General features: G+C 68.6%; 21 protein-coding genes. 8 read left to right on the forward strand and 13 right to left on the reverse strand.

The window, feature by feature from the left end; genetic code table 11:
* Positions 1-89 precede the first annotated feature (89 nt).
* From F1C10_RS10820 to F1C10_RS10830, 3 genes are all read right to left on the reverse strand, one after another.
* The gene (locus F1C10_RS10820) at positions 90-1,295 is read right to left on the reverse strand and encodes a DUF445 domain-containing protein (protein WP_185206109.1); all 1,206 of its coding nucleotides are present in this window, start codon (positions 1,293-1,295) and stop codon (positions 90-92) included.
* 117 nt (positions 1,296-1,412) lie between these two features.
* Positions 1,413-4,682 (reverse strand): efflux RND transporter permease subunit, encoded by a 3,270-nt coding sequence (locus F1C10_RS10825; RefSeq protein ID WP_185206110.1) that lies wholly within the window; start codon positions 4,680-4,682, stop codon positions 1,413-1,415.
* A 4-nt stretch (positions 4,683-4,686) separates the two neighbouring features.
* Positions 4,687-5,883 (reverse strand): efflux RND transporter periplasmic adaptor subunit, encoded by a 1,197-nt coding sequence (locus F1C10_RS10830; RefSeq protein ID WP_185206111.1) that lies wholly within the window; start codon positions 5,881-5,883, stop codon positions 4,687-4,689.
* 230 nt (positions 5,884-6,113) lie between these two features.
* On the opposite strand from F1C10_RS10830, the gene F1C10_RS10835 reads away from it, so the two are divergent.
* Positions 6,114-6,845 carry an SIMPL domain-containing protein gene (locus F1C10_RS10835; RefSeq protein WP_185206112.1) on the forward strand — a complete coding sequence of 244 codons (732 nt, stop codon included), beginning with the start codon at positions 6,114-6,116 and terminating at the stop codon, positions 6,843-6,845.
* A gap of 62 nt (positions 6,846-6,907) precedes the next feature.
* Here F1C10_RS10835 and F1C10_RS10840 read toward each other — a convergent pair whose 3' ends face one another.
* The 3 genes from F1C10_RS10840 to F1C10_RS10850 form a co-directional block, all read right to left on the reverse strand.
* Positions 6,908-7,165 carry a GlsB/YeaQ/YmgE family stress response membrane protein gene (locus tag F1C10_RS10840; RefSeq protein WP_185206114.1) on the reverse strand — a complete coding sequence of 86 codons (258 nt, stop codon included), beginning with the start codon at positions 7,163-7,165 and terminating at the stop codon, positions 6,908-6,910.
* A gap of 90 nt (positions 7,166-7,255) precedes the next feature.
* Positions 7,256-7,555, reverse strand: coding sequence for a DUF1153 domain-containing protein (locus F1C10_RS10845; RefSeq protein WP_085810907.1), 300 nt, complete (start codon positions 7,553-7,555; stop codon positions 7,256-7,258).
* Positions 7,556-7,657: 102 nt separating this feature from the next.
* Positions 7,658-7,885: a hypothetical protein gene (locus tag F1C10_RS10850; protein ID WP_085810906.1), complete on the reverse strand. Its 228-nt coding sequence runs from the start codon at positions 7,883-7,885 to the stop codon at positions 7,658-7,660.
* A 167-nt stretch (positions 7,886-8,052) separates the two neighbouring features.
* Between F1C10_RS10850 and mnmA the strand changes: the two genes are divergently transcribed.
* Together mnmA and F1C10_RS10860 are read left to right on the forward strand one after the other, a co-directional pair.
* Positions 8,053-9,156 carry a tRNA 2-thiouridine(34) synthase MnmA gene (mnmA, locus tag F1C10_RS10855; RefSeq protein ID WP_374939381.1) on the forward strand — a complete coding sequence of 368 codons (1,104 nt, stop codon included), beginning with the start codon at positions 8,053-8,055 and terminating at the stop codon, positions 9,154-9,156.
* A complete protein-coding gene (locus F1C10_RS10860; RefSeq protein WP_185206115.1) occupies positions 9,153-9,416 on the forward strand; it encodes a UvrB/UvrC motif-containing protein in 264 nt (87 codons plus the stop codon). The genes mnmA and F1C10_RS10860 overlap by 4 nt, the downstream gene beginning before the upstream one ends.
* 37 nt (positions 9,417-9,453) lie before the next feature.
* Here the strand turns inward: F1C10_RS10860 and F1C10_RS10865 are convergent, their stop codons facing one another.
* The 3 genes from F1C10_RS10865 to pdxH form a co-directional block, all read right to left on the reverse strand.
* Positions 9,454-10,248 carry a PhzF family phenazine biosynthesis protein gene (locus tag F1C10_RS10865; RefSeq protein ID WP_185206117.1) on the reverse strand — a complete coding sequence of 265 codons (795 nt, stop codon included), beginning with the start codon at positions 10,246-10,248 and terminating at the stop codon, positions 9,454-9,456.
* A gap of 113 nt (positions 10,249-10,361) precedes the next feature.
* On the reverse strand, positions 10,362-11,309 hold the full coding sequence (locus F1C10_RS10870) for a cation diffusion facilitator family transporter (RefSeq protein WP_185206119.1): 948 nt from the start codon (positions 11,307-11,309) through the stop codon (positions 10,362-10,364).
* A complete protein-coding gene (pdxH, locus tag F1C10_RS10875) occupies positions 11,306-11,893 on the reverse strand; it encodes a pyridoxamine 5'-phosphate oxidase (protein ID WP_185206120.1) in 588 nt (195 codons plus the stop codon). The genes F1C10_RS10870 and pdxH overlap by 4 nt, the downstream gene beginning before the upstream one ends.
* An 86-nt stretch (positions 11,894-11,979) precedes the next feature.
* Here pdxH and F1C10_RS10880 point away from each other — a divergent pair, with 86 nt between their 5' ends.
* The 3 genes from F1C10_RS10880 (at position 11,980) to F1C10_RS10890 (ending at position 16,224) form a co-directional block, all read left to right on the forward strand.
* A complete protein-coding gene (locus F1C10_RS10880) occupies positions 11,980-12,900 on the forward strand; it encodes a Ku protein (protein ID WP_185206122.1) in 921 nt (306 codons plus the stop codon).
* A gap of 12 nt (positions 12,901-12,912) precedes the next feature.
* Entirely contained in the window at positions 12,913-15,417 is a 2,505-nt protein-coding gene (gene ligD / locus F1C10_RS10885; RefSeq protein WP_185206124.1) for a DNA ligase D, read from the forward strand.
* Positions 15,418-15,531: 114 nt separating this feature from the next.
* On the forward strand, positions 15,532-16,224 hold the full coding sequence (locus F1C10_RS10890) for a DUF4197 domain-containing protein (RefSeq protein WP_185206126.1): 693 nt from the start codon (positions 15,532-15,534) through the stop codon (positions 16,222-16,224).
* A 21-nt stretch (positions 16,225-16,245) separates the two neighbouring features.
* On the opposite strand, the gene F1C10_RS10895 is transcribed toward F1C10_RS10890, so the two are convergent.
* Positions 16,246-17,349 (reverse strand): NAD(P)-dependent alcohol dehydrogenase, encoded by a 1,104-nt coding sequence (locus F1C10_RS10895; RefSeq protein WP_185206128.1) that lies wholly within the window; start codon positions 17,347-17,349, stop codon positions 16,246-16,248.
* A 140-nt stretch (positions 17,350-17,489) separates the two neighbouring features.
* Here F1C10_RS10895 and F1C10_RS10900 point away from each other — a divergent pair, with 140 nt between their 5' ends.
* Positions 17,490-17,633 carry a hypothetical protein gene (locus F1C10_RS10900; RefSeq protein ID WP_179187229.1) on the forward strand — a complete coding sequence of 48 codons (144 nt, stop codon included), beginning with the start codon at positions 17,490-17,492 and terminating at the stop codon, positions 17,631-17,633.
* Between the two features lie 19 nt (positions 17,634-17,652).
* On the opposite strand, the gene F1C10_RS10905 is transcribed toward F1C10_RS10900, so the two are convergent.
* Positions 17,653-18,840: a DUF1624 domain-containing protein gene (locus tag F1C10_RS10905; protein ID WP_185206129.1), complete on the reverse strand. Its 1,188-nt coding sequence runs from the start codon at positions 18,838-18,840 to the stop codon at positions 17,653-17,655.
* A complete protein-coding gene (locus F1C10_RS10910; protein WP_258042865.1) occupies positions 18,840-20,900 on the reverse strand; it encodes a TonB-dependent siderophore receptor in 2,061 nt (686 codons plus the stop codon). Before F1C10_RS10910 ends, F1C10_RS10905 begins: the two co-directional genes overlap by 1 nt.
* A 209-nt stretch (positions 20,901-21,109) precedes the next feature.
* On the opposite strand from F1C10_RS10910, the gene F1C10_RS10915 reads away from it, so the two are divergent.
* Positions 21,110-22,999 (forward strand): DUF885 family protein, encoded by a 1,890-nt coding sequence (locus F1C10_RS10915; RefSeq protein ID WP_185206133.1) that lies wholly within the window; start codon positions 21,110-21,112, stop codon positions 22,997-22,999.
* A 73-nt stretch (positions 23,000-23,072) separates the two neighbouring features.
* Here F1C10_RS10915 and F1C10_RS10920 read toward each other — a convergent pair whose 3' ends face one another.
* Positions 23,073-25,898, reverse strand: coding sequence for an MHYT domain-containing protein (locus F1C10_RS10920; protein ID WP_185206134.1), 2,826 nt, complete (start codon positions 25,896-25,898; stop codon positions 23,073-23,075).
* Positions 25,899-26,217: the final 319 nt, after the last annotated feature.

Raw genomic sequence — 26,217 nt, forward strand, 5'->3', positions numbered from 1 at the left:
CTAGCGGGAAGTACCGCCAGCCGACAAGATGAACGTGCGGTGCGACGGGTTGTTGCACGCCCGTCCGGCGATCGTACGCCAGCGTGCCGTTACAGGACGACGTCGACGCTATGGATGCCAAGCCCGACGAGGCCGCCGACGAGCGTGCCGTTGATGCGGATGAACTGCAGGTCCTTGCCCACCGCGTGTTCCAGCCGCTGCGTAATCGTCTGCGCGTCCCACCCGCGCACCGTCTCGGAGACAAGGCCGACGATCACATCACCGTAATCCGCCGCCGCGCCCACCGCGACGCGGCGTGCGAAGCGGTTGATCGTGGTGCGCAGCCGCGCGTCGCGCTCCAGCGTCTGGCCCAGCTGGCGCAGCATCTCGCCGAGCTTCCCCGCGAGCAGCCGTTCGGGATCGCGCGCGGCACGCAGCATCGCGTGGCGCGCCTGTTCCCACAGCCCGTTGATCCACTGCTGCATCGCCGGGTTCTCGAGCAGCGACAGCTTCAGCGTCTCGACGCGCGCGCGCATCTCGGGGTTGTGCTGCAGATCGTGCGCCAGGGTCGCCAGCGCCTCCTCCACTTTGGCGCGCATCGGATGTGCCGGCTGCTCGGCAACCTCGGCGAGCATCTTGTCGAGCCCGTCGATGATCTTGTTGGCCAGCGTCTCGTCGAGCCCGGTCCAGCGCAGGATCGCACCGGCGCGATCGTGCACCATCGCGCGCACGATCGAATCGTTCGATTCAAGCACGGTGCGCGCCCAGCGCAGTGCACCGCCGATCACCGGCTGGTGGCGGTTCTCCGTCATCGCCGCCTCGAGCGCGCGTCCGAGCAGCGGCGACAGTTCGATCGTCCGCACCTGCGTCACCATCGCGCCGCGCACCATGCCGCCCAGCCGCTCCTGGTCGAGCGCCTGGAGCACCTCGACCGACAGGCGCGACGCGCCACGCGTTACGCGCTTGCTGCCTGCGGTGGGGTTGGCGAGCCAGCGGCCGACGGCGCTGGCAAGATCCATCCGCCGCATGCGCCGCGCGACGACGACGGGGATCAGAAAATAGTCACGCAGGAATTGCGCCAGCTGGTCGCCGATCCGGTCCTTGTTGCGCGGGATGATCGCGGTGTGCGGGATCGGCAGTCCCATCGGATGGCGGAATAGCGCGGTCACCGCGAACCAGTCCGCCAGCCCGCCCACCATCGCCGCCTCGGCGAAGGCGCGCACGAAGCCCCATGCCGGATGCAGCGGCTGGAGACCGCGCGCGACGAGGAACGTCACCGCCATCGCGACAAGCATGCCGGTCGCGACGAGCCGCATGCGCACCAGCCCGGCGGGCGGACGTGTCGACGAAGGGCGCCGTAGCGCGGGCGGCATCATGCGCGCATCAATCCGCGACGCGCGCGATGGTTCACCTGCCGGCAGGGAGGCGCTGGCTCACTCCGCCGGCGCCTCGCCCTCGTGATAGCCGATCCGGCCGTGCGGCGCGGGCAGCGGCCCGCCGCCCGGCTTGTGATCGATCACCGGTTTCCCGTCGTCGCCGGGGCGATAGGTCAGCAGCTTGCGGCCGAGCCACGGGCCGATCCGCCGCTCGGTGCCGATCGCGAGGCTGAACGATGCGGGGACGATGACGAGCGTCAGCACCGTCGACACGATCAGCCCGCCGATCACCACGATACCCATCGGCGCGCGCCATGCGCCGTCGCCGGTCAGCGCCAGCGCGGTCGGCACCATCCCCGCGACCATCGCCACCGTCGTCATCACGATCGGCTGCGCGCGCTTGTGCCCGGCGTCGACGATCGCCTCGTAGATCGGCACGCCGCTGTTGATCTCCTCCAGCGCGAAGTCGATCAGCAGGATCGAGTTCTTGGCGACGATACCGAGCAGCATCAGCAGTCCGATGAACACTGGCATCGACAGCGGATTGCCGGTGATCATCAGCGCAATCACGCCGCCCAGCGGCGCCAGCAGCAGCGAGCCCATGTTGACGAGCGGCGGCAGCAGCCGGCGATACAGCAGCACCAGCACCGAGAAGACGAGAAACACGCCCGCGATCACCGCGAAGACGAAGTTGATCAGCATCTCCATCTGCCACTTCGCCTGACCGACGCTCATCTTCTGCACGCCGATCGGCAGGTCCTTCATGATCGGCAGCGCGTTCACCTGCTGCATCGCATTCGACAGGACGAGGCCGGGCGCGAGATCCGCACCGATCGTCAGCTGGCGCTGCTGATTGAGCCGGTTGATCTTGGTCGGGCCCGAGCCGAAGCCGATGTCGGCGACGACCGACAGCGGTACCGATCCGCCGTTCTGCGTCTGCACCGGCAGGTTGCGGATCGTCGCCATGCGCGATCGCGATGCCTGTTCGAGCGCCACGCGGATCGGGATCTGGCGATCGTTGAGCGAGAAGCGCGCACTGTTCTGGTCGATATCGCCCAGCGTCGCGATGCGGATCGCGCTCGACAGCGCGCTCGTCGTCACGCCGAGGTCGGCGGCAAGGTCGAGCCGCGGCTTGATGACGATCTCGGGCCGGTTGAGGTCGCCCGCGATGCGCGGCGCGAGGAAGCCGGGGATCTTTGCCATGTCGGCGACGATCTTGTCGGCGGTCTGGCGCAGCAGCACGGGATCGTCGCCGCCCAGCGTCACCGACACGTCGCGGTTGTTGTCGCCCCAGCCGAACTGCGACTGGAAGTTGACGCGCGCGTCGGGAATCTTGGCGAGCTCGGGCGCCAGCGCACGCTCGAACTCGGTCGACGTCTTGGCACGCGCACTGCCCTCGCCGTCGCCACTGAAGAACGCGGCGATGCGGCTGCCGAACGACGGCTTGTCCTTGAACTGCACCGTGACGCGCCCGTTGCCGACGCCGGCGCGGGTATAGACCGTTTCCGATTCGGGCTGCTTGCGCAGCAGCTCGTACACGCGATCCACCGTCGCCTGCGTTTGCGCCAGCGTCGTCCCCGGCGCCATCGTGATCGTGACGGTGGAGCGTTCCTGGTCGGTTGACGGCTGGAACTGCATCGGCAGGCTCGCGAAGCCGAGCACCGTCAGCACGAAGGCGATGCCGCCGATCCCCATCGTCCAGATGCGGTGATCGCGCAGATAGCCCGTCAGGCGATGGATGCCGCCCTTGGCACGGATCGCCATCGACCGGCCGGGCTCGAGCGTCCAGCGCAGCACCGCCATGTAGATGTCCATCAGCCGCCCCTCGCCATGCGATTCGGGACCCGCGGATTTCAGGAAATAGGCCGCGATCATCGGCGTGATGAGACGCGCGACGGCAAGGCTCATGAGCACCGCGACGACGACGGTCAGGCCGAAGTTCTTGAAGAACTGCCCCGACACGCCCGGCATCAGGCCGACCGGCAGGAACACCGCGACGATCGCCATCGTCGTCGCAAGCACCGCTAGGCCGATCTCGTCGGCGGCGTCGATCGATGCCTGATAGGCCGATTTGCCCATCCGCATGTGGCGCACGATATTCTCGATCTCGACGATCGCGTCGTCGACCAGCACGCCCGCGACGAGGCTGAGCGCCAGCAGCGTCATGCTGTTGAGCGAGAAGCCCATCATGTCCATGAAGAAGAATGCCGGGATCGCCGACAGCGGGATCGCGAGCGCGGAGATGATCGTCGCGCGCCAGTCGCGCAGGAACAGGAACACGATGAACACGGCGAGCACCGCGCCCTCGATCATCGCGTGGATCGCGCTCTTATACTGCTCCATCGCATATTCGGAGCCGTTGATGCGCAGCTGGAAGCGCACCTTGGGGTTGCGCTTCTCGAGCTCCTCGAGCTTCTTCGCCGCTTCCTTGAAGACGGTGACTTCGGAATAGCCCTTGGCGCGCTTGAAGTCGAAGCTCAGCACCGGCAGCCCGTTGACGCCCGCCGCCGTGCGCTGCTCGGCGTAGAGATCGCGCACCGTCGCAACGTCGCTCAGCTTCACCGTGCGTCCGTTTCCGATCGCGATCTGCGTCTGCCCTAGATCGTACGCGTTGCGCGCATTGCCCAGCACGCGGACCGACTGTTCGGCGCCCGCGATCTCCGCGCGCCCGCCCGCCGCGTTGAGGTTTACCTGGCGCAGCTGCGTGTTGATCTGCGTCGCGGTGAGGCCGTACGCGGCAAGCTTCGCCGGATCGAGGATCACGCGGATCTCGCGATCGACCCCGCCGTTGCGCTCCACCGAGCCCATGCCCTCGACCGACAGCAGCTCTTTGGTCACCGTATTGTCGATGTACCAGCTCAGCTGCTCGATCGTCATGTCGGTGCCGATCACAGAATAGCTGCCGAGATCGCCGTCGTTGATCTTCACGCGGCTGATCTGCGGCTCGAGAATGCCCTCGGGCAGGTTCGAGCGGATCTGCGTCACCGCGTCGCGCACCTCGTTCACCGCGCGGTCGACCGGCGTGCCGATGTCGAGCTGGATCAGCGTCTCGGAACTGCCCTCGCTGACGAACGACTGGATCTCGTCGACGCCCTCGATCGTGCGCACCGCCGCCTCGACGCGCTGCGTCACCTGTGTCTCGAGCTCGCTCGGCGCGGCGCCCGGCTGCGAGATCTCGACCGCGACCGCCGGGAAATCGATGTCCGGCTCGCGGTTGATGTCCATGCGGACGAAGCTGATGATCCCCGCAACCGTCAGGATGACGAACAGGACGATCGACGGCACCGGATTGCGGATCGACCAGGCCGAGATGTTGCGGAAATCCATCGCGTCACACTCCGCTGTTGGTCATCGGCTGGCGCTTGACCAGCACCGGCGCGATCTTCTGCCCGGGGTTGAGGAACGCGCCGGCCGAAACGACCACGCGCTCGCTGCCGTCCAGCCCGTCGGCGATCGCCACCGACGTGTCGTTCACCGTGCCAAGCCGCACTCCGCGCCGCCGCACGACATTGTCCTGGTCGGCGACATAGACGAAATTGCCCTTGTCGTCGCTCATGATCGCCGACTGCGGCAGTTCGGGGACGTTGGCCGTCCCGCCGACGATCACCGCCGAGGCGAAGCCGCCCGGCCGCAGCGCGGGATCGTAGCCGAGCGCGATGCGCGCGATGCCCTGGCGCGTCGCGGGATCGATCACCGGCGACACCTGCCACACCTGGCCGTCGAACGATCGCGTATCGCCGACCGGCGTCACCTTGGCGCGCACGCCGGGCCGCAGCGTCACCAGATCGCTCTCGGCGAGCTGCGCGCGCAGCTCCATCTCGCCGCCCTTGGCCATGCGGAACAGCGTGCCCGATGCCGAGCTGATGATCTGTCCCGGCTCCACCTGCCGCGTCAGCACCAGCCCCGCGGCCGGCGCACGAATGTCGAGCCGGCCGTTGCGCGCGCGCTGCTCGGACGCTGTCGCCGTGGCCACCTTGACGCGCGCCGCCGCCGCATCCCGTGTCGCGATACGCCGCTGCACGTCGGCCTGGCTGATGAAGCCGCGCCCGACGAGCTGCTGCGCGCGATCGAGCTCGGACTGCGCCAGCGTCAGATCGGCGCGCGCGACGTTGACCTGCGCGGCGAGGCTCGCCGCAGTCTGCGTCTGCACCGACCGATCGACCGTGGCGAGCACCTGGCCCGCGCCGACCCACTGGCCCGGCTCGACCAGCACGCGCGTCACCATGCCGCCCTCGCCCGCGACGCCGACCGGCATTTCGCGGCGCGCGGCGAGCGTGCCGTTGGCGCTGATTGCCCGGTCCACCGCGGCGCGACCCGGCACAACCACGGTAACGCTCGGCGCCTGATCCGCTGCCGATCCCTTGGGCGCCGGCGCGTCCCCGCGCGAGAAGAACCACGCCGTCGCCGCGACGACGAGCACGGCCACCAGCGCGCCGATCAGCCACCGCCGGCGCCGCCGCGCGGCGCTCGACTCCGGCCCCTCGAGCATCAGTGTCTCGCCCTCAAGGTTGCCGGCTTCGTAATTCATGCCCCTCACATCCCGTTTCGATCCGCCATCGCGGATCGTCCGCCAGTCACGCCGGCTAAAGTAGCCACGCCAGCTGTATTATCGAAATATATCACCCGGCTCAAGCACCGGATTTTGCTCGCGGCGCGATGACAGAAAAAACGGTTCGCCTCAATATTCCTTCCGTTCAGCTTGCGTTCGACGCCATGCCGCCACAGCGGGCGTACCGACCAAAACGGGAGATTGATTGCATGCGTTACCAATTCGCCACAGCCGCCCTGCTTGCGCTGGCTTCGGCTGCGGTCCCGGCCGCGGCGCAGTCGCTCGACACGACGCCGATTCTGCCCGACGCGACGGTGCTCGACGTCGTGGCGACGGGTCGGACGATGCGCACGCCCGACATCGCGACGCTGCGCGCCGGCGTGGTGACGCAGTCGCCGACCGCCGCCGCCGCGCTGGCGGAGAACGCGCAGCGCATGGACCGGGTAATCGCGGCGCTGCGCGCGGCCGGAATCGCCGCGCGCGACATCGCCACCGCCAACGTCGGGCTGCAGCCACAATATCGCTATACCGACAATCAGCCGCCGGTGATCACCGGCTATCAGGCGACCAACACCGTGGCGGTCAAGTTTCGTGACGTAGCTAAGAGCGGCGCGGCGCTCGACGCACTGGTCAAGGCGGGGGCGAACCAGATCGACGGGCCGCAGATGGCAGTCGACCAGCCTGAGGCGGCGCTCGACGCGGCACGCGCTGATGCGGTGAAGCGCGCCCGCGCCCGCGCCGAACTCTACGCCCAGGCCGCCGGGCTGCGCGTCGACCGGATCGCTGCGATCGACGAGGCGGGCGAGAACCGTGGTGACAGTCCGCGCCCGCCGGTGCTGCAATTTGCACGTGCGGAAATGGCGAGCGACGCGGCGACGCGGGTGATGCCGGGCGAGACGGAGATCAGCGCCACCGTTCGCATGCGCTTCATCCTGCGCTAGAATCGAGAACGGCCGCCCGATCGCTCGGGCGGCCGTTCATCAAGCCGAAATGGCGGTGCGCTTTAGCGCACGCTGCCACGACGGAACAGGTTGACGATCCCGAGCAGGACGACCGCGCCGAGCAGCGAGACGAGGAACGAGGTCAGCGTCAGCGGCGCGTTGTTGATCGAACCACCCGACATGACCAGGCCACCGATGAAGGCGCCGATCACGCCGACGACGATGTTCAGGAAGATGCCCTGCTGCGCGTCGGTGCGCATGATGATGCTCGCCAGCCAGCCGATCACACCGCCGACAATCAACCAGAGAATGATACCCATAACTAATTCCCCTACGTTAACCGCCCGCACGGTGGGGCGCTGGGGAGAAGACTCATGGACGCCAAAGTTGTTCCGCTCGCGTAATGCGGATCAGAACTTCTGCTGTCGCTCGTACAAGGACTTATAGTGCTGGATGCGTGTCACGCGCAGCCCCGGCATGCCCGATCGATCGATCGCGCGCTGCCACCCGGCGAACTCCTCGACGGTCAGTCCGTAGCGCTGGCACACCTCGTCCACCGTCAAGAGCCCGCCGTTCACCGCGGCGACCACCTCGGCCTTGCGCCGCACCACCCAGCGCGTCGTCGACGGCGGCGGCAGGCTATCCAGCGTCAACGGCTCGCCGAGCGGGCCGATGACACGTGCCGGACGGATTTTCTGGTTCTCGATCATTCCTAAACCTCGGTTCGGGGCGGGGGCCCCTTCGCCAACACGTGAGCCTTCTGTAATCCGGGCGCTTGAAGGCTCGCTAAAGGGTATGGGTAAACAGCGCGTTCATTCGTCCTTCCATCGTACCATCGCCGCCGCCACCGGACCGTTGAACGCCCCGTCGACGGGCGCGAAAAGCGCCGAATCGAGCCGCACGCGCGCCGACCGGGCGTAGATCGTCGCGGTCGGCGATGCCGCCTGCCGCGCCGTCATCTCCACCATCAGCACCGCAAGGTCCGTCGGCAGCGTGACGAGCGGCGTCGTGCGGTCGAAACGAAAAAAGCTCAGATCCACGCGACGCTGATTTCCTGTGCAATTCCACGGCGATCTCCCGTCTAGGGCGGGCGAGGTGAACGCGCGGTAAAGCCGGGGCTCGCGCTTGCTTGATGAAGATCACACGCCGCACGGCGCCGTTCCCTCACTAGCCCCGAGGGATAGCCCGCCCTAGATAAACGCCCGTGATCGAACCGGGTGATTTCCAGCTTGCGGGCGGCCAGCGCCCGCGCCGCATCGTCGTCGCCATGTCGGGCGGGGTCGACAGTTCGGTCGTCGCCGCGCTCGCCGCGGCGAGCGGCGCGGAAACGATCGGCGTCACGCTCCAGCTCTATGATCACGGCGAGGCGACGGCGCGGCCGGGCGCATGCTGTGCCGGGCGCGACATCCGGGACGCGCGCGCGGTGTGCGACCGGCTCGGCATCGCGCACTATGTGTTCGATCACGAATCGAGCTTCCGCACCCAGGTGGTCGATCGCTTCGCCGACGAATATCTCGCCGGGCGCACGCCGATTCCCTGTGTCCAGTGCAACATGGGGCCCAAGTTCACCGATCTTTTCGCGCTCGCGCGCGATCTCGGCGCCGATTGCCTCGCCACCGGCCATTATGTCCGCCGCCTTGTCGGCGCCGCCGGTCCCGAGCTGCACCGCGCGATCGATCCCGCGCGCGACCAGAGCTACTTCCTCTTTGCCACTACCGCCGCGCAGCTCGATTTCCTGCGCTTTCCGCTCGGTGCGCTGCCCAAGGCGCGCGTGCGCGAGCTCGCGGCGGAGGCAGGGCTCGGCATCGCCGCCAAGCCCGACAGCCAGGACATCTGCTTCGTCCCCAACGGCGACTATGCCGGGCTGGTCAAGAAGCTGCGGCCCGAGGCGGGGGCGGGCGGCGACATCGTCGATCTCGCGGGCCGAACGCTCGGGCAGCACGCCGGGATCATCCACTACACCGTCGGCCAGCGCCGCGGGCTCGAGATCGGCGGCCAGCCCGAGCCGCTCTATGTCGTCCGGCTCGAGCCCGAAGCACGCCGCGTCGTCGTCGGCCCGCGCGCCGCGCTCGCGGTCGGCGCCGCGACGCTCTCTGACATGAACGTGCTTGGTCCGCTCGATCGCCCGCTCAGCGCCAAGGTGCGCTCGATGGCGAAGCCCGTCCCTGCGCGCTTCGACGGCGATCGGCTGGTCTTCGATGCGCCCGAATATGGCGTGTCACCGGGGCAGGCGGCGGTGCTCTACGACGGCGATCGCGTGCTCGGTGGTGGCTGGATCGCCGCGACCGAGCCCGCGCTGGCTGCGGCATGACCGCCGAGGAACTGCAGGCCGCGATGGACGCCGCCGCCGCGGCGCTCGACTTCGAGGCGGCGGGGAAGCTGCGCGATCGGCTCGCGATCCTGCGCCAGACCGGCGAGGATCCGGGCGACGTCGCCGGCCTGTCGCGCCAGCAGCCCGGCGCGATGGGGCTCGGCACCAGCCAGGCGCGCGTCACTCCGCCCGATGGCTGGATCAAGCCGCGCAAGCCCGATCCGATGACACGCGGCCGCAACAACCGCCCCGGCGACTAGACTGCACACCGCGCCGCGCCGTCCGGCCAGCGCCGCCTCACGGCAGTAGGAACGTCCCCTCGATCACCGTCACGCACGATCCCGTCAGCATCACCCGCTCGCCGTCGAGCCGGCAGCCGACACGGCCGCCGCGCGCGCTCGCCTGATAGGCGGAGAATTTGTCGCGCCCCAGCACTTCAGCCCAATAGGGCACCATCACCGCGTGCGCCGAGCCCGTCACCGGATCCTCGGGAATGTCGAAATAGTCGGTGAAGACGCGGCTGACGATGTCCGCCGTCTCGCCACGCGCCGCGACGATCAGCACGTACGGCCCCAGTGCCTTTACCGCGCGGCCGTCGGGCACCGCCGCCCGCACCGCCGCCTCGTCGTCGACGATCACTAGCGCATAGCCCTTGTCGTGCCACAGGGTCTGGCGCGCCTCGACACCCAGCGCCGCGACGATCGCGCCGAGCGGCTTGGGATGGGGCCGCCACGCCGGCAGTGCCATCTCGTACCCCGCGCCGTGCCGTGCGACCTCTAGCACCCCCGCCTGCCGCGTCGCGAAGCGCACCATCTCGCGCGTCGTGTCCGACGACAACACGAAATGTCCGCTCGCCAGCGTCGCATGCCCGCACAGCGCCACCTCCGCCGCCGGGGTGAACCAGCGCAGGTCGAAATCCGCCGTGCCGCCCGTCGCGGGCACGATGAACGCGGTTTCCGACAGGTTGTTCTCCTGCGCGATCTTCTGCAGCGTCGCATCGTCGAGCCACTGCGACAGCGGCATCACCGCTGCCGGATTGCCGGTAAAGGCGGCGTCGGCGAACGCATCGATCTGCGCGAACGGTATTCTCATGGTCGCTGCTCTTGCCCCTTTTCGCGTCACACGCGCTTCCCGACCCCCGGGGCGTTACACGCGCTTGCCGAACCCCCGGGGCGTTACACGCGCTTGCCGAACCCCCAGGCGCGTTACACGCGCTTACCAAACCAATGCGGCGTCACGTCGGCTTCCACCAGCGGGTTGTCGGTATCGACGTGCCCTTCGGGATCGAGGTGGATCAGCACCTCGACGCGCGGGAACACGTCGCGCAGCCGCCGCTCAACGCTCTCGACGATGTCGTGCGCCGCGCCCACCGTCAGCTGACGGTCGACCTCCATGTGGAATTGCGCGAACTCGTGACTCCCTGCGCGCCGCGTACGGAAATCGTGGATGCCGCGGATGCCCGGCTGGCGCGCGGCGATCTCGATGAAGGCGGCGCGCTGATCTTCGGGCCACTCCTTGTCCATCAGCATGTCGATCGCCTGGCTCGACGCGCTGAACGCGCCCCACGCGAGCCACAGTGCGATGGCGATGCCGAACACCGGATCGGCGCCCGACAGCCCCGCCATCTGGTCGAGTACCAGCGCCGCGATCACCGCGCAGTTGAGCAAGACGTCGGACTGGTAATGGACGTTGTCGGCAAGGATTGCGACCGATCCCGTCTGGCGGATGATACTGCGTTGATAGGCGAGCAGGCCGAAGGTTGCGACGATCGCCACCAGCGACACGCCGATGCCGAGCGACGCATCCTCGTTGACCTGCGGGCTCGAGAACCGCTCCACCGCGCGCCACGCGATGCCGATCGCCGACGCGGTGATCAGCACCACCTGGAACAGCGCCGCCAGCGCCTCCGCCTTGCCGTGGCCGAAGCGATGATCGTGGTCCGCCGGCTCGGCGGCGAGCTTGACGCCGTAGAGCGTGACGAGGCTGGCGAGCAGGTCGAGCCCGGTATCGGCGAGCGATCCAAGCATCGCGACCGATCCGGTGTGCCACGCGGCAAAGCCCTTCAGCCCCAGCAGAAAGGTCGCCATCGCAACGCTGGCGAGCGCCGCGCGCATCGCAAGCGGGATGATCCGGCGGTGTTCCTCGCGCGTCATGGGTACAACAATTCCTCGGTCCAGCCACCGTCCACCGCGTCTGCGCGAACGAACAGGCGCCGCTCATGTAGGCGATGCGCGCGATCCTGCCAAAACTCGATCTGCCGCGGCGTCACGCGATAGCCGCCCCAGTGCGGCGGGCGCGGCACGTCGCCGCCCTCGAAACGGAATTTCATCGCCTCGAACCGCCCCTCAAAGATCGATCGCGCGGCGAGCGGTCGCGATTGTTCGGACGCCCAGGCGCCCAGCTGCGAGTCGCGCCCGCGGGTCGCGAAATAGGCGTCGCTCTCCGCATCGCTGACCCGCGACACTGCCCCTTCGATGCGGATCTGCCGGCGCTGCGATTTCCAGTGAAAGAGAAGCGCGACGTTGGCGTTGGCGCGCAGGTCCTGCGCCTTGCGGCTCTCGCGGTTGGTGTAGAACACGAAGCCGTCGGGCCCGTGCCCCTTCAGCAGCACCATGCGCACCGACGGACGTCCATCGCCGTCGACGGTCGCCAGCGCCATCGCATTGGGATCGTTGGGCTCGCACTCGCGCGCCTCGGCGAACCAGGTGTCGAACAGGGAAAAGGGATCGTCGGCCATCGCATCGCCTTAGCAGGGGTTAAGCCGCGGAACGACTCCCGCGGCGAGGTATTGAATCGGCTCCGCAACGACGAAGGTCCCCGCCCATGCCCGCGCGCGCTTATTGGCAAGGCCAGATCCGGCTGGCGCTGGTATCAATCCCGGTGGAAATCTACTCGGCGACCAAATCGGGCGCTGCGGTCTCGTTCCGCCAGATCCACGAGCCGACCGGCCAGCCGATCCACTACGAGAAGGTCGCCGACGGTGTCGGCCCGGTCGATCCCGAGGATATCATGAAGGGCTTCCAGATCGAGAAGGGCGAATATGTCCTCCTCGAACAGGACGAGATCGATTCGGTGAAGCTCGAATCGAAGAAGACACTCGAACTCACCCAGTTCGTCGACGCGCACGAGATCGACGTGCTCTACTACGAGAAGCCCTATTTCGTCGTGCCGGCGGACGATCTCGCGGAAGAAGCGTTCATCGTCCTGCGCGAGGCATTGCGGCGCACCAAGAAGGTCGGGCTCGGCCAGCTCGCGATGCGCGGGCGCGAATATGTCGTCAGCCTGAAGCCGTGCGGGCGCGGCATGGTGCTCGAGACGCTGCGCTACGCCGACGAGGTCAACCGCGCGCAGAGCTATTTCCGCGAGATCCCCGATGCGAAGCCCGACGACGATCTGCTCGAGCTTGCCGAGGCGCTAATCGAGAAGAAGAGCGCGGCGTTCGATCCGCAGGAATTCCACGATCGCTACGTCGACGCGCTGAAGGATCTGATCGAGCGCAAGCGCAAGCAAAAGTCGAACCGCAAGATCATCGACGAGAAAGACGACGGCGGCGGCCGTTCGGGATCGAACGTCGTCGATCTGATGGCCGCACTCAAGAAATCGATGGAGAAGAGCGGCGGCAGCGCGCCGGCCAAGGCCGCCCCGGCGAAGAAGCCCGCGGCGAAGAAAGCTGCCGCCGCAAAGCCGCGCGCGGCGAGTGCGAAAAAACCCGCGGCGAAGCCCGCCGCGCGCAAACGCGCCTGATCGCACACCGGCATGTCCACCGATCCGCTCGCCCCGTACAACGCCAAGCGCGATTTCACCAAGACGGCGGAGCCCGCCGGCACGCTCGCGCCGGGCCACGGCAACAGCTTCATCGTCCAGAAGCACGACGCGACGCGCCTACACTGGGATTTCCGATTGGAGCTCGACGGCGTCCTGAAGAGCTGGGCCGTCACGCGCGGGCCGAGCCTCGATCCCAACGAGAAGCGCCTTGCGGTGCGGACGGAAGATCACCCGCTGAGCTATGCCAGCTTCGAGGGCACGATTCCGGCGGGTGAGTATGGCGGCGGCACGGTGATGCTGTGGGATCGCGGTACCTGGTCCGTCATCAAGGGCAAGTCGCCGAAGGATCTGGAAAAGGGCCATCTCCACTTCGTCCTCGATGGCGAGCGGATGAAGGGCGAATGGCTGCTGATCCGTCTGAAGCCACGCGGCAAGGAGAAGCGCGAGAACTGGCTGCTGCGCAAGATCGACGACGCGTACGCAGGGGGTACCGACACGTTGGTCGAGACCGCGCTTACCAGTGTCGATACCGGGCGCACGATGCTGGAGATCGCGGAGGGCAAGACGCCCGCGGCCAAGCCCAAGCGCGCAGCCGGGAAGGCGCGCGCGCCTGCCGCGAAGCCGAGCGCCGCGAAGCACAAATCGGCGAGAGCCGCGGGCAAGCGCGCCGCGCCCCGCCCGCCCGCCTTCACCGAACCGCAATTGTGCACGCTGGTCGATGCCGTTCCTACCGGCAGCGCGTGGCTGCACGAGGTGAAGTACGACGGCTATCGCGCGCTGATCGCGATCGGCGGCGGCACGGCAAAGGTCTACACCCGCAGCGGGCTCGACTGGACCGACAAGTTCGCAGCGATCGCCGAGGCTGCCGCCGCGCTCGACGTCGACAGCGCGCTGATCGACGGCGAGATCGTCGCCTTCAAGGACGGCCGCCCCGATTTCTCGACGCTGAAGGATGCGATCTCGGCCGGCGGCGACATGACCTTCTTCGCCTTCGACCTTCTCGATCTGAACGGCGAGGATCTGCGCGCACTGCCCAACCTCACGCGCAAGGAGCGGCTGCGCGCGATCGTCCCCGGCGGGGACCGCATCCAGTTCAGCGAGCATGTCGTCGGATCGGGCGAGCAGCTGTTCGGGCAGATGTGCGACGGGGGGCTGGAGGGTATCGTCTCCAAGCTCGCCGAGGCGCCGTATCGCGGCGCGCGGACCAGGGCGTGGCTCAAGGTAAAGTGCACGCGCCGGCAGGAATTCGTCGTCATCGGCTGGACCGCGTCGGACAAGGCGCGTGGCTTTCGCTCGTTGCTGCTCGGCGCGCACGACGGCGGCAGCCTGCGCTACGCCGGCAAGGTCGGCACCGGCTTCTCGGCCGAGACGATGGCCGATCTCGAGCGCCGCCTCGCCAGGCTCGAACGCAAGACGCCCACCGTCGACGTGCCGAAGAACCTGCGCAGCGCGGTGCGCGGCGCGCACTGGGTTTCGCCCAAGCTCGTTGCCGAGATCGCCTTTGCCGAAACGACGCCCGACGGCGTCCTGCGCCATTCGAGCTTCCTTGGGCTGCGCGGCGACAAGGCGGCGAAGGACGTCGTCCTCGAAACGCCCCAGCCGCTCGCCGCGACACCCGCAGCCGCTGCGCCGACCAGCCGCGTCAAGGTCAGCAGCCGCGATCGCCTGATTTTCCCCGATTCGACCGTCACCAAGGGCGATCTCGCCGACTATTACGCCGCCGTCGCCGCGATCATGCTGCCGTGGTCGGCGCGCCGCCCGATCAGCCTCGTGCGCTGCCCGCAGGGGCGCGGCAAGAAATGCTTCTTCCAGAAGCACGACGCGGGCTCGTTCGGCGATCACGTCCATCAGGTGCCGATCCTGGAGAAGGACGGTTCGACCGAGAACTACCTCTATGTCGACGATGCCGACGGACTTGTCGCGTGCGTGCAGATGGGCACGATCGAATTCCACGGCTGGGGATCGCGCATCGACGCGCTGGAGAAGCCCGATCGCCTGATCTTCGATCTCGATCCCGACGAGGGGCTCGATTTCGGCGACACCAAAAAGGCCGCCGAGCACCTCAAGAACCAGCTTGCCGAACTCGGCCTCACAAGTTTCCCTTTGCTGTCGGGCGGCAAGGGCATCCACGTCGTCGTACCCCTGACGCCGCAGGCCGAATGGCCGGCGGTGAAGAGCTTCGCCGATCGCTTCGCGCGCGCGCTGGCGCAGGCCGAGCCCGATCGGTTCGTGGCGACGATGTCCAAGGCCAAGCGCACCGGGCGGATCTTCATCGACTGGCTGCGCAACCAGCGCGGCGCCACCGCGATCATGCCCTATGCCGCGCGCGCCCGCGCCGGGGCGCCGGTCGCGACGCCTGTCTCGTGGAGCGAGCTGCGCGATCTCGATACCGCCGCGCGCTGGCACGTCACCGACGCGGACGAGCTAATCGGCCGCGCCACCAGCCGCGCGCTCGCGGGCTGGGGCGTCGCGGATCAGGTGCTGCCCGATTTCTGACCGCCGCGGGTACCGGCCCGCGGCGGGCGAGAAGCAAGCGCCCTGCCTCACCCTCGTTCAGCCGCGGTTACGCCGGCGGCTGCCAGCGGCAGCGCGCAACGGAGGCGATGAACGATGAACCACCCCAGTCGTAGAGCGATCCTGGCCGGCGCGGGGCTCGCGCTGCCACTGGTGCTGCTGCCCGGCTGTGCCACCACGCTCGGTGGGGATCCGATCGTCGATGGGCTGCGGCGGCTGCTCACGCTGTCGAGCCAGCGCGCGCTGACGCGCCTCGTCGCCGACAACGGCTATTTCAATGATCCCGACGCGCGCATCACGCTGCCGGGCATGCAGGAAGGACGCTCGGGCGCGATGCTCGGCGCGCTGCTGCGTTCCGCCCCCGTCCAGCGCCAGCTGATGCTCACGATCAACCGCGCGGCGGGCGACGCGGCCGATCGTGCCGCGCCGCTGATCCTCGATTCGATCCGCTCGCTCACCTTCACCGATGCGCTCGGCCTCGTCCGCGGCGGGCCGACCGCGGCGACGACCTATCTCGAACGCGCGATCGGCGATCGCATCATCGACGCGATGTTCCCCGAGATCGGCGGCGCGCTGCGCCAGTTCGACGGCAATTCGATCCTCGGCCCGGTGCTCGGCGCCGCGACGGGGATCGACGTACCCGGCATCCAGCGCGTTGTGACGCGACAGGCCGCACGCGGGCTGTGGCGCGCGATCGGGCGCGAGGAAGCCGCGATCCGCGCCGCGCCGTCGACTGCGGGCGATCCGCTGATCGCCTCGATCCTGTCGGGCAGCGGCCTGCTGCGCTGATCGCGCGCGCCCGCGTCGCGGCTACGGCAGCAGCACCGCCTTCACGAACTCGCCGCGCGCCTGCGCTGCGATCGCGGCGTTGATCTCCGCCAGCGGGAACGTCTCGATCAGCGTGTCGAACGGAAAGCGGCCGGCGGCGTGATGCCGCAGCAGTTCGGGGATGAACGTCTGCGGATCGCTGTCCCCTTCGATGATGCCGATGATGCGGTGCCCCGGCGTCATCAGCGCCGAGATGTTGACGCTGATCGCCGCGTCTGCACGCTTGGGCACGCCGACCAGCCCGATCGCCCCGTGGCTGCCGAGCGATGCCAGCCCGGCCTCGATCGCGCCGACGTTGCCGCTGGTGTCGAACACATAGTCGAGCCCATCGGGCGCGATCGCGCGCAGCGCTTCGGCCAGCGCGCCGTCATTAGGATCGACGACGTGCGTCGCGCCCAGCCGCTGTGCGATCTCACGCCGCGCTGCGATCGGCTCGACCAGCACGATCGTCGCGCATTGCTGGATCACCGCGCCCATCACCGCGGCGAGCCCGACCGGCCCGCCGCCGATGATTGCGATCGACGATCCTGCGGCCGCGGCGAGTGAGCGCATCACCCCGCCTGCGCCGGTCTGGAAGCCGCAGCCCAGCGGCCCAAGCAGCTCGACCGGCGCGTCGGTCTCCACCTTCACAACGTTGCGCGCACGCGTGATCGTGTGGCCCGCGAACGAGGATTGTCCGAAAAAGTGCGACGATATGTCCTCGCCGTCCTTCGCGAATGCCTTCGATCCATCCTCCAGCCGCATCCCGGCATAGTTGAGCGGCGGAAAGGTGCGGCAGTAGCTCGGCAGCCCCTCGTCGCAGCGCGGGCAGTGGCCGCAGCTCGAGAAGCCGAGCACCACTTTGTCGCCGACCGCGAGGCCCTCGACCCCTTCGCCGATGGCGGCGATCGTCCCCGCGCCCTCGTGTCCGAGCACGGCGGGCAGCGGATAGGGCGCGAACTGGTCGCGGAAGATGAGGTCGGTGTGGCATACGCCGACGCCGGCGATCCGCACCAGCACCTCGCCCGCGCGCGGCGTGCCGACCTCGATCTCCTCGACCGAGAAATCGCCTTCGGGAACGCGCGCAACCGCGGCCATCGTCTGCATGTCTCTCTCCCTGCTCGCGCCCGCGCGCCGGTGGCGCGACCGATCGCGCGGCGGTCTGCCCGCCACCGCCTGAAAAGGCACGCGCAAAATGGAACTTCGCCCCGCCCGATCGACTTCCTTTACCAGCAAGGAGGCCGATCATGACCGAAGAGACGAAGCGCCCCAACCTCTCGACCGAGCATCAGAAGGAAGGCGACGCGCTGCGCCCGTCCGATACGCTCGACAAGGGCCAGACATCGACCGAGAAGGAACCACGCAAGACGTCGCTGACGAAGAACGAATAGCCGTCCCGGCGCGACGGGCTCAGAAGAACCGCAGCCAGCCGATGTCCCGCCGCCGCTGCTTGAGCCGCGCGAACCACGCGGTCGGCAGATAGAGCGGCACGATCAGCGCAGCATACCACAGCAGTACCGTCCCGTAATCGTCGACGACGAACAATGTGCCGTCGTTCGGGCCGAACAGTGCGAGCGCGCCGTGGTAGAGCAGCCGCAGCACGGTGAGGTGCAGGAAATAGAAGAACATCGGCGCGCCGCCGAACACCGCGAGCGCAGCGACGATCGGCGACCGATCGCGTCGCTCGAACGCGGCGAGCAGCAGCGCGCCCGCCCCCAGCGTCGGCAGCAGGAACAGCAGCGATGGCGGGTATTTCGTCATCGACACGAAGCTCAGCACCGTCCGCGTCGCGCTTCCTTCAACGACGTACCATGGCGCATCGCCATAGCCGTTGACGAGGCGCAGCAGCACGAACGCCGAAATCATCGCCGCGCCCAGCCCGATCAGCCGCCGCGCGCGCGTCGCCCGCTCGATCCCAGCGCCGAACCACGGACCGATGCCGTAGCCGAGCAGCATCACCCCCAGCCACGGCAGCACGGGGTAGGTCGTCTTGGCGAGGAACCCGAACGGCAAGGCGATCACGTCGCGCTGATGCAGCAGCGCCCATAGCGGGAACAGCGTGTCGCCCGGCGGCAGGCGGATCGGATCGAGCAGATTGTGCCCCGCGACGATGATCGCGCCGATCGCGATCAGCGCCGTGTGCGGCAGCCGGATCAGCGCGGCGAGCGCGATCATGCACACGCCCAGGCACCAGATCACTTGCAGCCAGAAGGTCGGCTGTGGCGCGACGCCCCAGTAGAGCGGCGAGAGATAGACGAGCTCGATCGCGATCAGCAGCAGCCCGCGCTTGACGAGAAAGTCCGCAGTCTCGCGCGGCGTATGGCTGGCGCCGTAGAGATAGGCCGCAAGCCCCGTCAGCGCGACGAAGATCGGTGCGCAGAAGCTCGCGGCGAACCGCGCGAAGCCGAGCGCGGGCAGCACGGTGCGCGCATCGACCGGATCGGGCATCGCAACGTGAAGGAACCACGTCTCGCGCAGGTGGTCGAGCAGCATCAGCACCATGACGAGCCCGCGCAGTGCGTCGATGCTCGCCAACCGGACCCGCTTCGCGCCAGCGACGCCGACTGCGACGGGGTGATGGTCGAGACGCGGCGCCATCAGAATGCTCCCCGCAGCGTGGCGCGCAGCGTGCGCGGCGCGCCGGGATAGATCCAGAACGAATTGTACGAGCTCTGTGCGTAGCGCTTGTCGAACAGGTTATCGACTTCGCCGCGCAGCGTCAGCGTGGTCGACAGCGGCACCTCCACCGCCGCCTTCGCCTTGACGTAGGCGGGGAGGATCAGCCCGCTGGCGTCGGTCGCGCCCGATCGCTTGCCGACATAGGCGACGCCGCCGCTCAACAGCCAGTCCCCGCCGGTACCGCCGTCGAACCGATGCACCACAAGCGCCGTTCCCGAATGATCGGGCACGTTGAGTGCGAGCGGCGTCGCGAACGATCGGTCGTCGTTGCGCGCACGCGTCCAGGCGTAGTTGACCACCGCCTGCCAGCGCCGCGCGACGCGCAGCGACGCATCGAACTCCACCCCCCGGCTGGTCAGCGATCCGACGGGCGCAAGAAAATTGGCGTCGGCGGGATCGGTGGTCAGCACGTTGTTCTTGCGGATGTCGAAATAGGTGATGCCGACATCGAACCCGCGCCACCGCCCCGCCGCGCCCACTTCAAAGCCGCGCCCACGCTCGGGCGCGAACGCCGCGCCGCCCGCCCCGCTGCCCGAATTGAGCTGAAACGATTCGCCCCAATTGGCGTGGAACGAGATCGCGTCGTCGAGCGCGTAGCGCGCCCCCAACCGGAAGTTGACGGGCTGCGCGCGCGACACGGTCGCCGCGTCGACCAGGTTGCGATCTAGCCGCTGGCGATAGGCGTCGAGGCGGATCCCACCGACGACATCGAGCCTGTCGGTGACCGACCAGGCGTCCTGCGCGTAGAATGACAGCACGTGCCGCGTCTCGCGCTGGTCGATGCTCGGCAGCAGCGGCAGCGCCTGCGCGACGCCGTAGACGGGTTGGAAGATATCGATCGCATAAGGCGCCGCCGCGCTCGGATTGCGGCGGTCGAGGAGTTCGAGATAGTCGAGCCGGTACGCCTTCACGCCGATGCTTGCGCGATGCGTGCCGAGTGCCGCGATCTCGCCGCGCAGTTCGAACCGCGCCGACAGATCCTCGACCTCGTAACCGCGCGCGCGCCGCTGCCGCCACAGCGTCCGACCGTCGACCAGGCGCGATTGATCCGCCGAGAAGCCGCGCAGCGTTCCTTCTCGATAGGCGATGCCGCCGACGACCGACCAGCGATCGGTCAGCCGCGCCTCGCCGGTGAGCTGATGCCGCGTATCGCGCGCACGCGTGTCGCCGTTCGACGGCTCCCCCAGGAAGCGCGACGGCGGCAGGGCGAGCGGATCGCCGCCGATCGCCACCACGCCGCGGTCGAACGGCGCATCATAGGCGATATGCTGCGCCAGATAGGTCAGCCGCACCGTGTCCGATGGCCGCCAGGTGAGCGACGGCGAGACGACGCGCCTTCGAAGCCCGACGAAATCGCGATAGCCGTCGCTGTCCTCCGCCGCGACGACGATCCGCGCGGCTAGCGTGCCACTCAGCGGCCCCGTCGCGTCGAGCTCGATCCGCCGCGTGTCGAACGAGCCGTATTGCACGCTCGCCGACGCCGCGGGGGCGAAGCGCGGCGTCTTGCTCACCATGTTGACGCGGCCGGCGGGGTCGATGTCGCCGAACACGGCGCCTGCCGGACCCTTCAGGATTTCGATCCGCTCGATCGTCGCGGGATCACGTGCCGGCGCGCTGCCGCGGTTGGAGATGAACCCATCGACGTAATATTCGCCGCCGCCGTCCGCCGTGCTGAGAAAGCCGCGGATCGCGAAATTGTCGGCAAAGCCGCCACGGTTGTTCTGCTGGCTGCTCGCACTGACCAGTTCGAGCGCGTCGCTGAGGCGATAGGTGCCCGCGGCGCGCAATATATCCTGCTCGAGCGACCGGCTCGATTGCGACATCAATTCGGTTGCACGATCCGACGACAGCGTCGCGTCACGCGTGCTGCGCGTACCGAGCACGACGATATCGTCGCGCGGCGCCGCCGCGTCGGCCGCGTCCTGCGCCGTCGCGGGCACGGCGCCGAATAGTCCGAGTGCCGCCGCAAGCCGGCGCATTCCCATCGATCCGCCACCGGCAGACCCGTACAACCACGACCGCAACAACCCCGCCCCTCATCGATATATGATATGTTGTTACATACCAAGGGAGCGCTGTTTGGGCAACCGGTGCCACCAAATTGGCCACCAGCGCGGCGTGACGTTTGCAGCTTCACCGCCGCCCGCCGGCTGACTAAGGCGGGGAAAATATGAGGGAGTTGAACACGATGAGCACTGCAACCTGGCCGCGACTGGCGTGCGCGCTCCTCCTCTCCGCATCGTTCCCGGCCACGGCGCAGGTACAGGGACCGGCCCCGGCCCAATCGCCCGCCCCGGCCCCATCGCCCGTCCAGCCGCGTCCCGACCGGGCGACCCCCGCGGTACCGGCTGAGGACGCCCGCCTCTACGCCTTCCTCGACCAGCAGTTCGCCGAACAGCTGCGCCAGCAGCCGCAACTCGCGACGCGGCTCGGCATGAAGGAGGGGCAGGACCGGCTCGACGACATCAGCGATGCCGCCGCGCTCCAGCAACTCGAATGGCGCCGCCGCAGCGTCGCGGCGATGAAGGCACAGTTCGATCGCGCGAAACTCTCCCCCGCCGCGCAGACCAATTACGACATCTGGGCGCTCGAACTCGACCGCGCGGAGCTCGGCTATCGTTTCCGCCAGTACACGCCCCCCTTCTACTCCTTCCTCTACTCGGCGCACGCGCGGCTGCCCGATTTCATGATCAACACGCACACCGTGCAGGATGTCGCCGACATGCGTGCCTACGTCGCGCGGCTGCGCGGCATCCCCGCGGTGCTCGACGAGGCAATCGCGCAGACGCGGCGCTCGGACGCCGCCGGCGTCCGCGCGCCCAAGTTCCAGGTCGAACGGATCATCACGGGCAGCCGTGCGATCACCAGCGGCGCGCCGTTCGACGGCGCGGCCCCCTCGCCGCTGCTTGCCGACGCGCAGGCGAAGGTCGCCAAGCTGCGCGCCGCGAACAAGGTGACGCCGGCCGAGGCCGATGCGCTGCTCGCCGACACTCGCACCGCGCTGCTCGCGCTGAAGCCAGCCTACGGCCGTGTGATCGCCTGGGCACAGGCGGCGCTCCCGACCGCGCCGAGCGGCACGGTCGGCGCAGGCTCGCTGCCGGGCGGCGCAGCGTGGTACGCCGCCGCGTTGCAGCTCAACACGACGACCGATCTCACCGCCGAGCAGATCCACCAGCTCGGCCTGAAGGAAGTGACGCGGATCGAGGCGGAGCAGGACGCGCTCGCCAAGCAGGCGGGGTTCGCCGATCGCGTCGCCTATTATGCCGACCGCGAGCGCCGCAACCCGCCAGTGCCGTGGACCGACGCGCTGCGCGCCGATTACCTGCGCGATGCCAATGCCGCGATCGCACGCAACCGCACGCTGCTGCCCAAATTCTTCGGGCTGCTGCCGGAGCATCGCATGGAAGTGGTGCGCGAGCCGTCGTTCAGCGAAGTGGCGGGCGGCGCCGCGCACGCCGCGGGGCCGAGCCCCGACGGCGCGCGGCCCGGGCGCGTCTACGTCCACCTGCTCGGCAATACGAGCGATCCGTCGCCCGACGCGATCGTCGACCTGATGTGCCACGAGGGCGTCCCCGGCCACGTGATGCAGGGCGATATCCAGGTGCGCCAGAAGGCCGGCCCGCGCTTCCGCCAGACCGCGCGCTACGTCGCGTTCGGCGAGGGCTGGGCGCTCTATGCCGAGGCGTTGTGCAAGGAAATGGGCGCCTTCCCCGATCTCGCGAGCGACTTCATGCGATTGGAGGCGGAGTTGTTCCGCGCCGCCCGTCTGGTGGCCGATACCGGCATCCACGCCAAGGGCTGGAGCGAGGACAAGGCGGTCGATTATATGGTCACCACCGGCCGCGCCTCGCCCGATCAGGCCCGCTCCGAGGTGCGCCGCTACATCACGCTGCCGGGCCAGGCGACGGGCTACAAGATCGGCATGCTCAAGATCGTCGAGCTGCGCCGCAAGGCGGAACGGGCGCTCGGCCCCAAGTTCGACATCAAGTCGTTCCACGATCTGCTGATCGGCTCGGGCTCGCTCCCGCTGTCGATCCTCGAGCGCCAGGTCGACGCCTGGATCGCCGCCCGCGCGTAAACGATCGCCGCGTCGCGCTCCGGCGCGCGGCGCGGTTTCCGGCGCGGTCGAGCGAACCGCCGCGGCCGATCGCCTACAATCGGCGCAGCGCGGCGGCGAGATCGGCCTGCACGAACGGCTTCGTCAGGCGGGAAAGCGTCGCCGGGATCCCCCCCTCCTCGGCATAGCCCGAAATGATGAGCACCTTGGTCGCGGTGGTTCGGTCGCGCACCGCCGCGGCGAGCTCGCCCCCCGTCATTCCCGGCATGACATGGTCGGTCACCAGCAGGTCGGGCGCGAACCCGCGTTCGATCAGCCCCCAGGCTTCCTCCGCAGACGCGGCGCTTGTCACCGCGAAGCCCAGATCGGCCAGCATCTGCGCAGCGGATTCGCGCACTGCATCCTCGTCGTCGACCAGCAGCGCGCTGCCGCCGCGCTCGGGGGCGGTGACATCGTACAATGGCGGCGCTGCGATCGCGACCTGCGCACTCTGCGGTAGCCACAAGGCGATCGTCGTGCCCTGGTTCGGCCGGCTTTCGATCGTCAGTGCGCCGCCCAGCTGCGCGGCCAGACCATGCGCCATCGATAGGCCGAGCCCGGTCCCGCGCCCGACGCCCTTGGTCGAGAAAAAGGGTTCGATCGCGCGCAGGCGCGTTTCATCGTCCATCCCCACCCCGGTATCGGTAACGGTGAGGCACACATATTGGCCCGCCGGCGGCCCACCCGGGTCAGCACGATCGCCGCTGTCCGGCGTGACCGCCACCTGATCGACCGCGATGCGCAGCGTCCCGCCGTCCGGCATCGCATCGCGCGCATTCACGCTGAGGTTGAGCAACGCCATCTCCAGCTGGTTCGCATCCGCCAGCGCGGCGGGCAGCCCGTCCGGCGCCGCCACCTCGATCCGCACCGTCGGCCCGATCGCGCTCGCGACGAGCTCGACGATGCCGGTGACGAGCGCCGCGACGTCGACCGGTACCGGCTGCAACGGCTGGCGCCGCGCGAACGACAACAGCCGCTGGACGAGAACGCGCGCGCGCTCCGCCGATTGCAGCGCGCCGCCAATCAGGCGCCGGTCACGCTCGTCACCCATGCCCTTGCGATGCAGCCGGTCGAGCACACCCATGATCGGCGTCAGCAGATTGTTGAAATCGTGCGCCACGCCGCCGGTCAGCTGCCCCATCGCTTCCATCTTCTGCGACTGGCGCAGCGCATCTTCCGCCGAAACCTGCGCGGTGATGTCACGGCTTGATCCGATTACCTTGACGATCGCGCCATCCGGGCCTTGCAGCGGCACCAGCGTCGTATCCCAATGCTGCGGCACACCGCCCAGCGTCACGACTTCGCGATAACGATGGATCGCGCGCGTCGCGACGACGTGATGATAGGTGCCGATGACGCGTTCGGCCGCTCGGCGGGGCAGGATGTCGTCGATTCGCTTGCCACGTATCTGCTCGAGCGGATAGCCGACGCCCCGCTCGTGCGCCGGGTTCACCTGTTCGACGACGAAGCCGCCGTCTGCCGCCACACCGATGACGAACAACGGATCGGGGGCGTTCTCGAAATAGGCGCGGTACAGCTCGTCGGTCTCGCGCCGTGCCTGTTCCGCGAGCCGCAGCTCGCGCGTCCGCGCGTCCACCCGCGCCTCCAGCGTGGCGTTGAGCTCGCGCAGCTGCGCCTCTGCGCGCACGCGTTCGATGACCAGACGAATGCGGTCGGCGATCTCCTCCATGAAGGTCACCTCGTCCGACCGCCAGGCGCGCGGCTGACGGCTGTTGAGGTACACGATCGTTCGCAGCCGTCCGTCGCGCACGAACGGCACGACCAGGATCGCGCGAGTATCGCCCAGCCGCGCGGTATCGTGCGCACCCTGCTCGTCGCTCAAGGCGGCGCTGAAGATATCGTCGATGACAACGGTCTCGCCGTTGCCCAGCGCCTGCGCGATCCGGCGGCCGAAGGCTGCGGCCGGGAACCGCCCGGTTAATCGCGGCACCGATCCGTCGGTCCAGCACAGGCGATAATCGAATACGTCGGCTTCCGGATCGAGGTCCCCGAAACCGGCGCGCGCCACGCGGAAATGCGTACCCAGCAGCTCCGCGACCCGCGACAGCGCCACCTCAGCATCGTCGCCGCGCAGAATATCGGCGACTTCGAGGCGAAGGGCGCTACGTGCCTCGCGCCGCCGAGCGCCCTGGAATGCCCGCTCCACGCGCGCCGCGCCGAGCGACAACAGCAGGATCAGTATCGTGACGATGCTGATCGCGACGGCGAGATAGGCTTGGCCGACACTCGCGACGCCTGTCGCCGCGTCGATTTGCGCCGACGCCGTGAAGGTCGCGGCGTACATGCCGGCGTAATGCATCCCCGCGATCGCCGCGCCCATCACGCCGGCGGCAAGTACCCGCCCGCGCAAGCCCTGCTCGCGCGACGCGAGCCAAACGGCGGCGGTCGCCGCGACCACCGCGATCGCAACCGAGAGCGTGACCCAGCGCGGGTCGTAGCGCACCGTCGCGGGCATCCGCATCGCCGCCATGCCGACATAGTGCATCGCGACGACACCCGTGGCGATCAGCAGACCGGCGGCGCCGGTCCGTCGCGAGGCCGCGTGCTGCCAGTCGATCGTCGCCAGCCCGGCGGCGGTGAAGCCGATCGCCAGAGCGAGCGAACCGACCGTCAGCCCCGGGTCGTAGCTCATCGTCATGCCCGGCATCGAGAAAGCAAGCATCGCCACGAAGTGCATCGACCAGATGCCGCCGCCCAGCGTGACCGCCGCAGCGGCCAGCCACACCCGCCGCCACTGCCCCTGCGATGCCCGGATCCGACCAGCGAGACTGAGCGCGGTGAACGACGCAAAGGCTGCAACCGCGAGGGAAAGGATCACCAGGTAACTGTCGTGCGTACCGTTCATGATCATCGGCGGCATGGTTCCTTCAACGCTCGCCCGCAAGCGTCCCGATACGCAGCTGCACTCGCCCGCCTCTCGCCGAAATCGCATCGGCGGTAAAGCAATCTGCGCGCATCGAAGCCCACCCCTTGTGCCGGGGGGAGAAAATGCCACCGCCACCGCAGACCCCCGATCACGGCCCGGCCCTCAGCGCGAGCATCGACGCGAGACACCGTGACACGCTCCCCGGCACGTCGACCGGGGGTTTGCTTGCAACATTCGACGGTTGGCCGGTGTATCGAGGCGGTCACATGGGCTTGCACCAGGCCTGGCGCCGGCAATTGTCCTGCGCCGCGGC

The organism is Sphingomonas sp. NBWT7, from assembly GCF_014217605.1.
GTDB lineage: Bacteria > Pseudomonadota > Alphaproteobacteria > Sphingomonadales > Sphingomonadaceae > Sphingomonas.

Excerpts from the sequence above, each read along its gene's own strand:
- F1C10_RS10890 (WP_185206126.1), top strand. The coding sequence starts at position 15,532 with ATGAACCACCCCAGTCGTAGAGCGATCCTGGCCGGCGCGGGGCTCGCG.
- F1C10_RS10820 (WP_185206109.1), bottom strand. The coding sequence starts at position 1,295 with ATGCGGCTCGTCGCGACCGGCATGCTTGTCGCGATGGCGGTGACGTTC.
- F1C10_RS10905 (WP_185206129.1), bottom strand. The coding sequence starts at position 18,840 with ATGGCGCCGCGTCTCGACCATCACCCCGTCGCAGTCGGCGTCGCTGGC.
- F1C10_RS10865 (WP_185206117.1), bottom strand. The coding sequence starts at position 10,248 with ATGAGAATACCGTTCGCGCAGATCGATGCGTTCGCCGACGCCGCCTTT.
- F1C10_RS10830 (WP_185206111.1), bottom strand. The coding sequence starts at position 5,883 with ATGAATTACGAAGCCGGCAACCTTGAGGGCGAGACACTGATGCTCGAG.
- ligD (WP_185206124.1), top strand. The coding sequence starts at position 12,913 with ATGTCCACCGATCCGCTCGCCCCGTACAACGCCAAGCGCGATTTCACC.
- F1C10_RS10915 (WP_185206133.1), top strand. The coding sequence starts at position 21,110 with ATGAGCACTGCAACCTGGCCGCGACTGGCGTGCGCGCTCCTCCTCTCC.
- F1C10_RS10880 (WP_185206122.1), top strand. The coding sequence starts at position 11,980 with ATGCCCGCGCGCGCTTATTGGCAAGGCCAGATCCGGCTGGCGCTGGTA.
- F1C10_RS10895 (WP_185206128.1), bottom strand. The coding sequence starts at position 17,349 with ATGCAGACGATGGCCGCGGTTGCGCGCGTTCCCGAAGGCGATTTCTCG.
- F1C10_RS10835 (WP_185206112.1), top strand. The coding sequence starts at position 6,114 with ATGCGTTACCAATTCGCCACAGCCGCCCTGCTTGCGCTGGCTTCGGCT.
- F1C10_RS10845 (WP_085810907.1), bottom strand. The coding sequence starts at position 7,555 with ATGATCGAGAACCAGAAAATCCGTCCGGCACGTGTCATCGGCCCGCTC.
- F1C10_RS10910 (WP_258042865.1), bottom strand. The coding sequence starts at position 20,900 with ATGCGCCGGCTTGCGGCGGCACTCGGACTATTCGGCGCCGTGCCCGCG.
- pdxH (WP_185206120.1), bottom strand. The coding sequence starts at position 11,893 with ATGGCCGACGATCCCTTTTCCCTGTTCGACACCTGGTTCGCCGAGGCG.
- F1C10_RS10900 (WP_179187229.1), top strand. The coding sequence starts at position 17,490 with ATGACCGAAGAGACGAAGCGCCCCAACCTCTCGACCGAGCATCAGAAG.
- F1C10_RS10825 (WP_185206110.1), bottom strand. The coding sequence starts at position 4,682 with ATGGATTTCCGCAACATCTCGGCCTGGTCGATCCGCAATCCGGTGCCG.
- F1C10_RS10860 (WP_185206115.1), top strand. The coding sequence starts at position 9,153 with ATGACCGCCGAGGAACTGCAGGCCGCGATGGACGCCGCCGCCGCGGCG.
- F1C10_RS10920 (WP_185206134.1), bottom strand. The coding sequence starts at position 25,898 with ATGCCGCCGATGATCATGAACGGTACGCACGACAGTTACCTGGTGATC.
- F1C10_RS10870 (WP_185206119.1), bottom strand. The coding sequence starts at position 11,309 with ATGACGCGCGAGGAACACCGCCGGATCATCCCGCTTGCGATGCGCGCG.
- F1C10_RS10840 (WP_185206114.1), bottom strand. The coding sequence starts at position 7,165 with ATGGGTATCATTCTCTGGTTGATTGTCGGCGGTGTGATCGGCTGGCTG.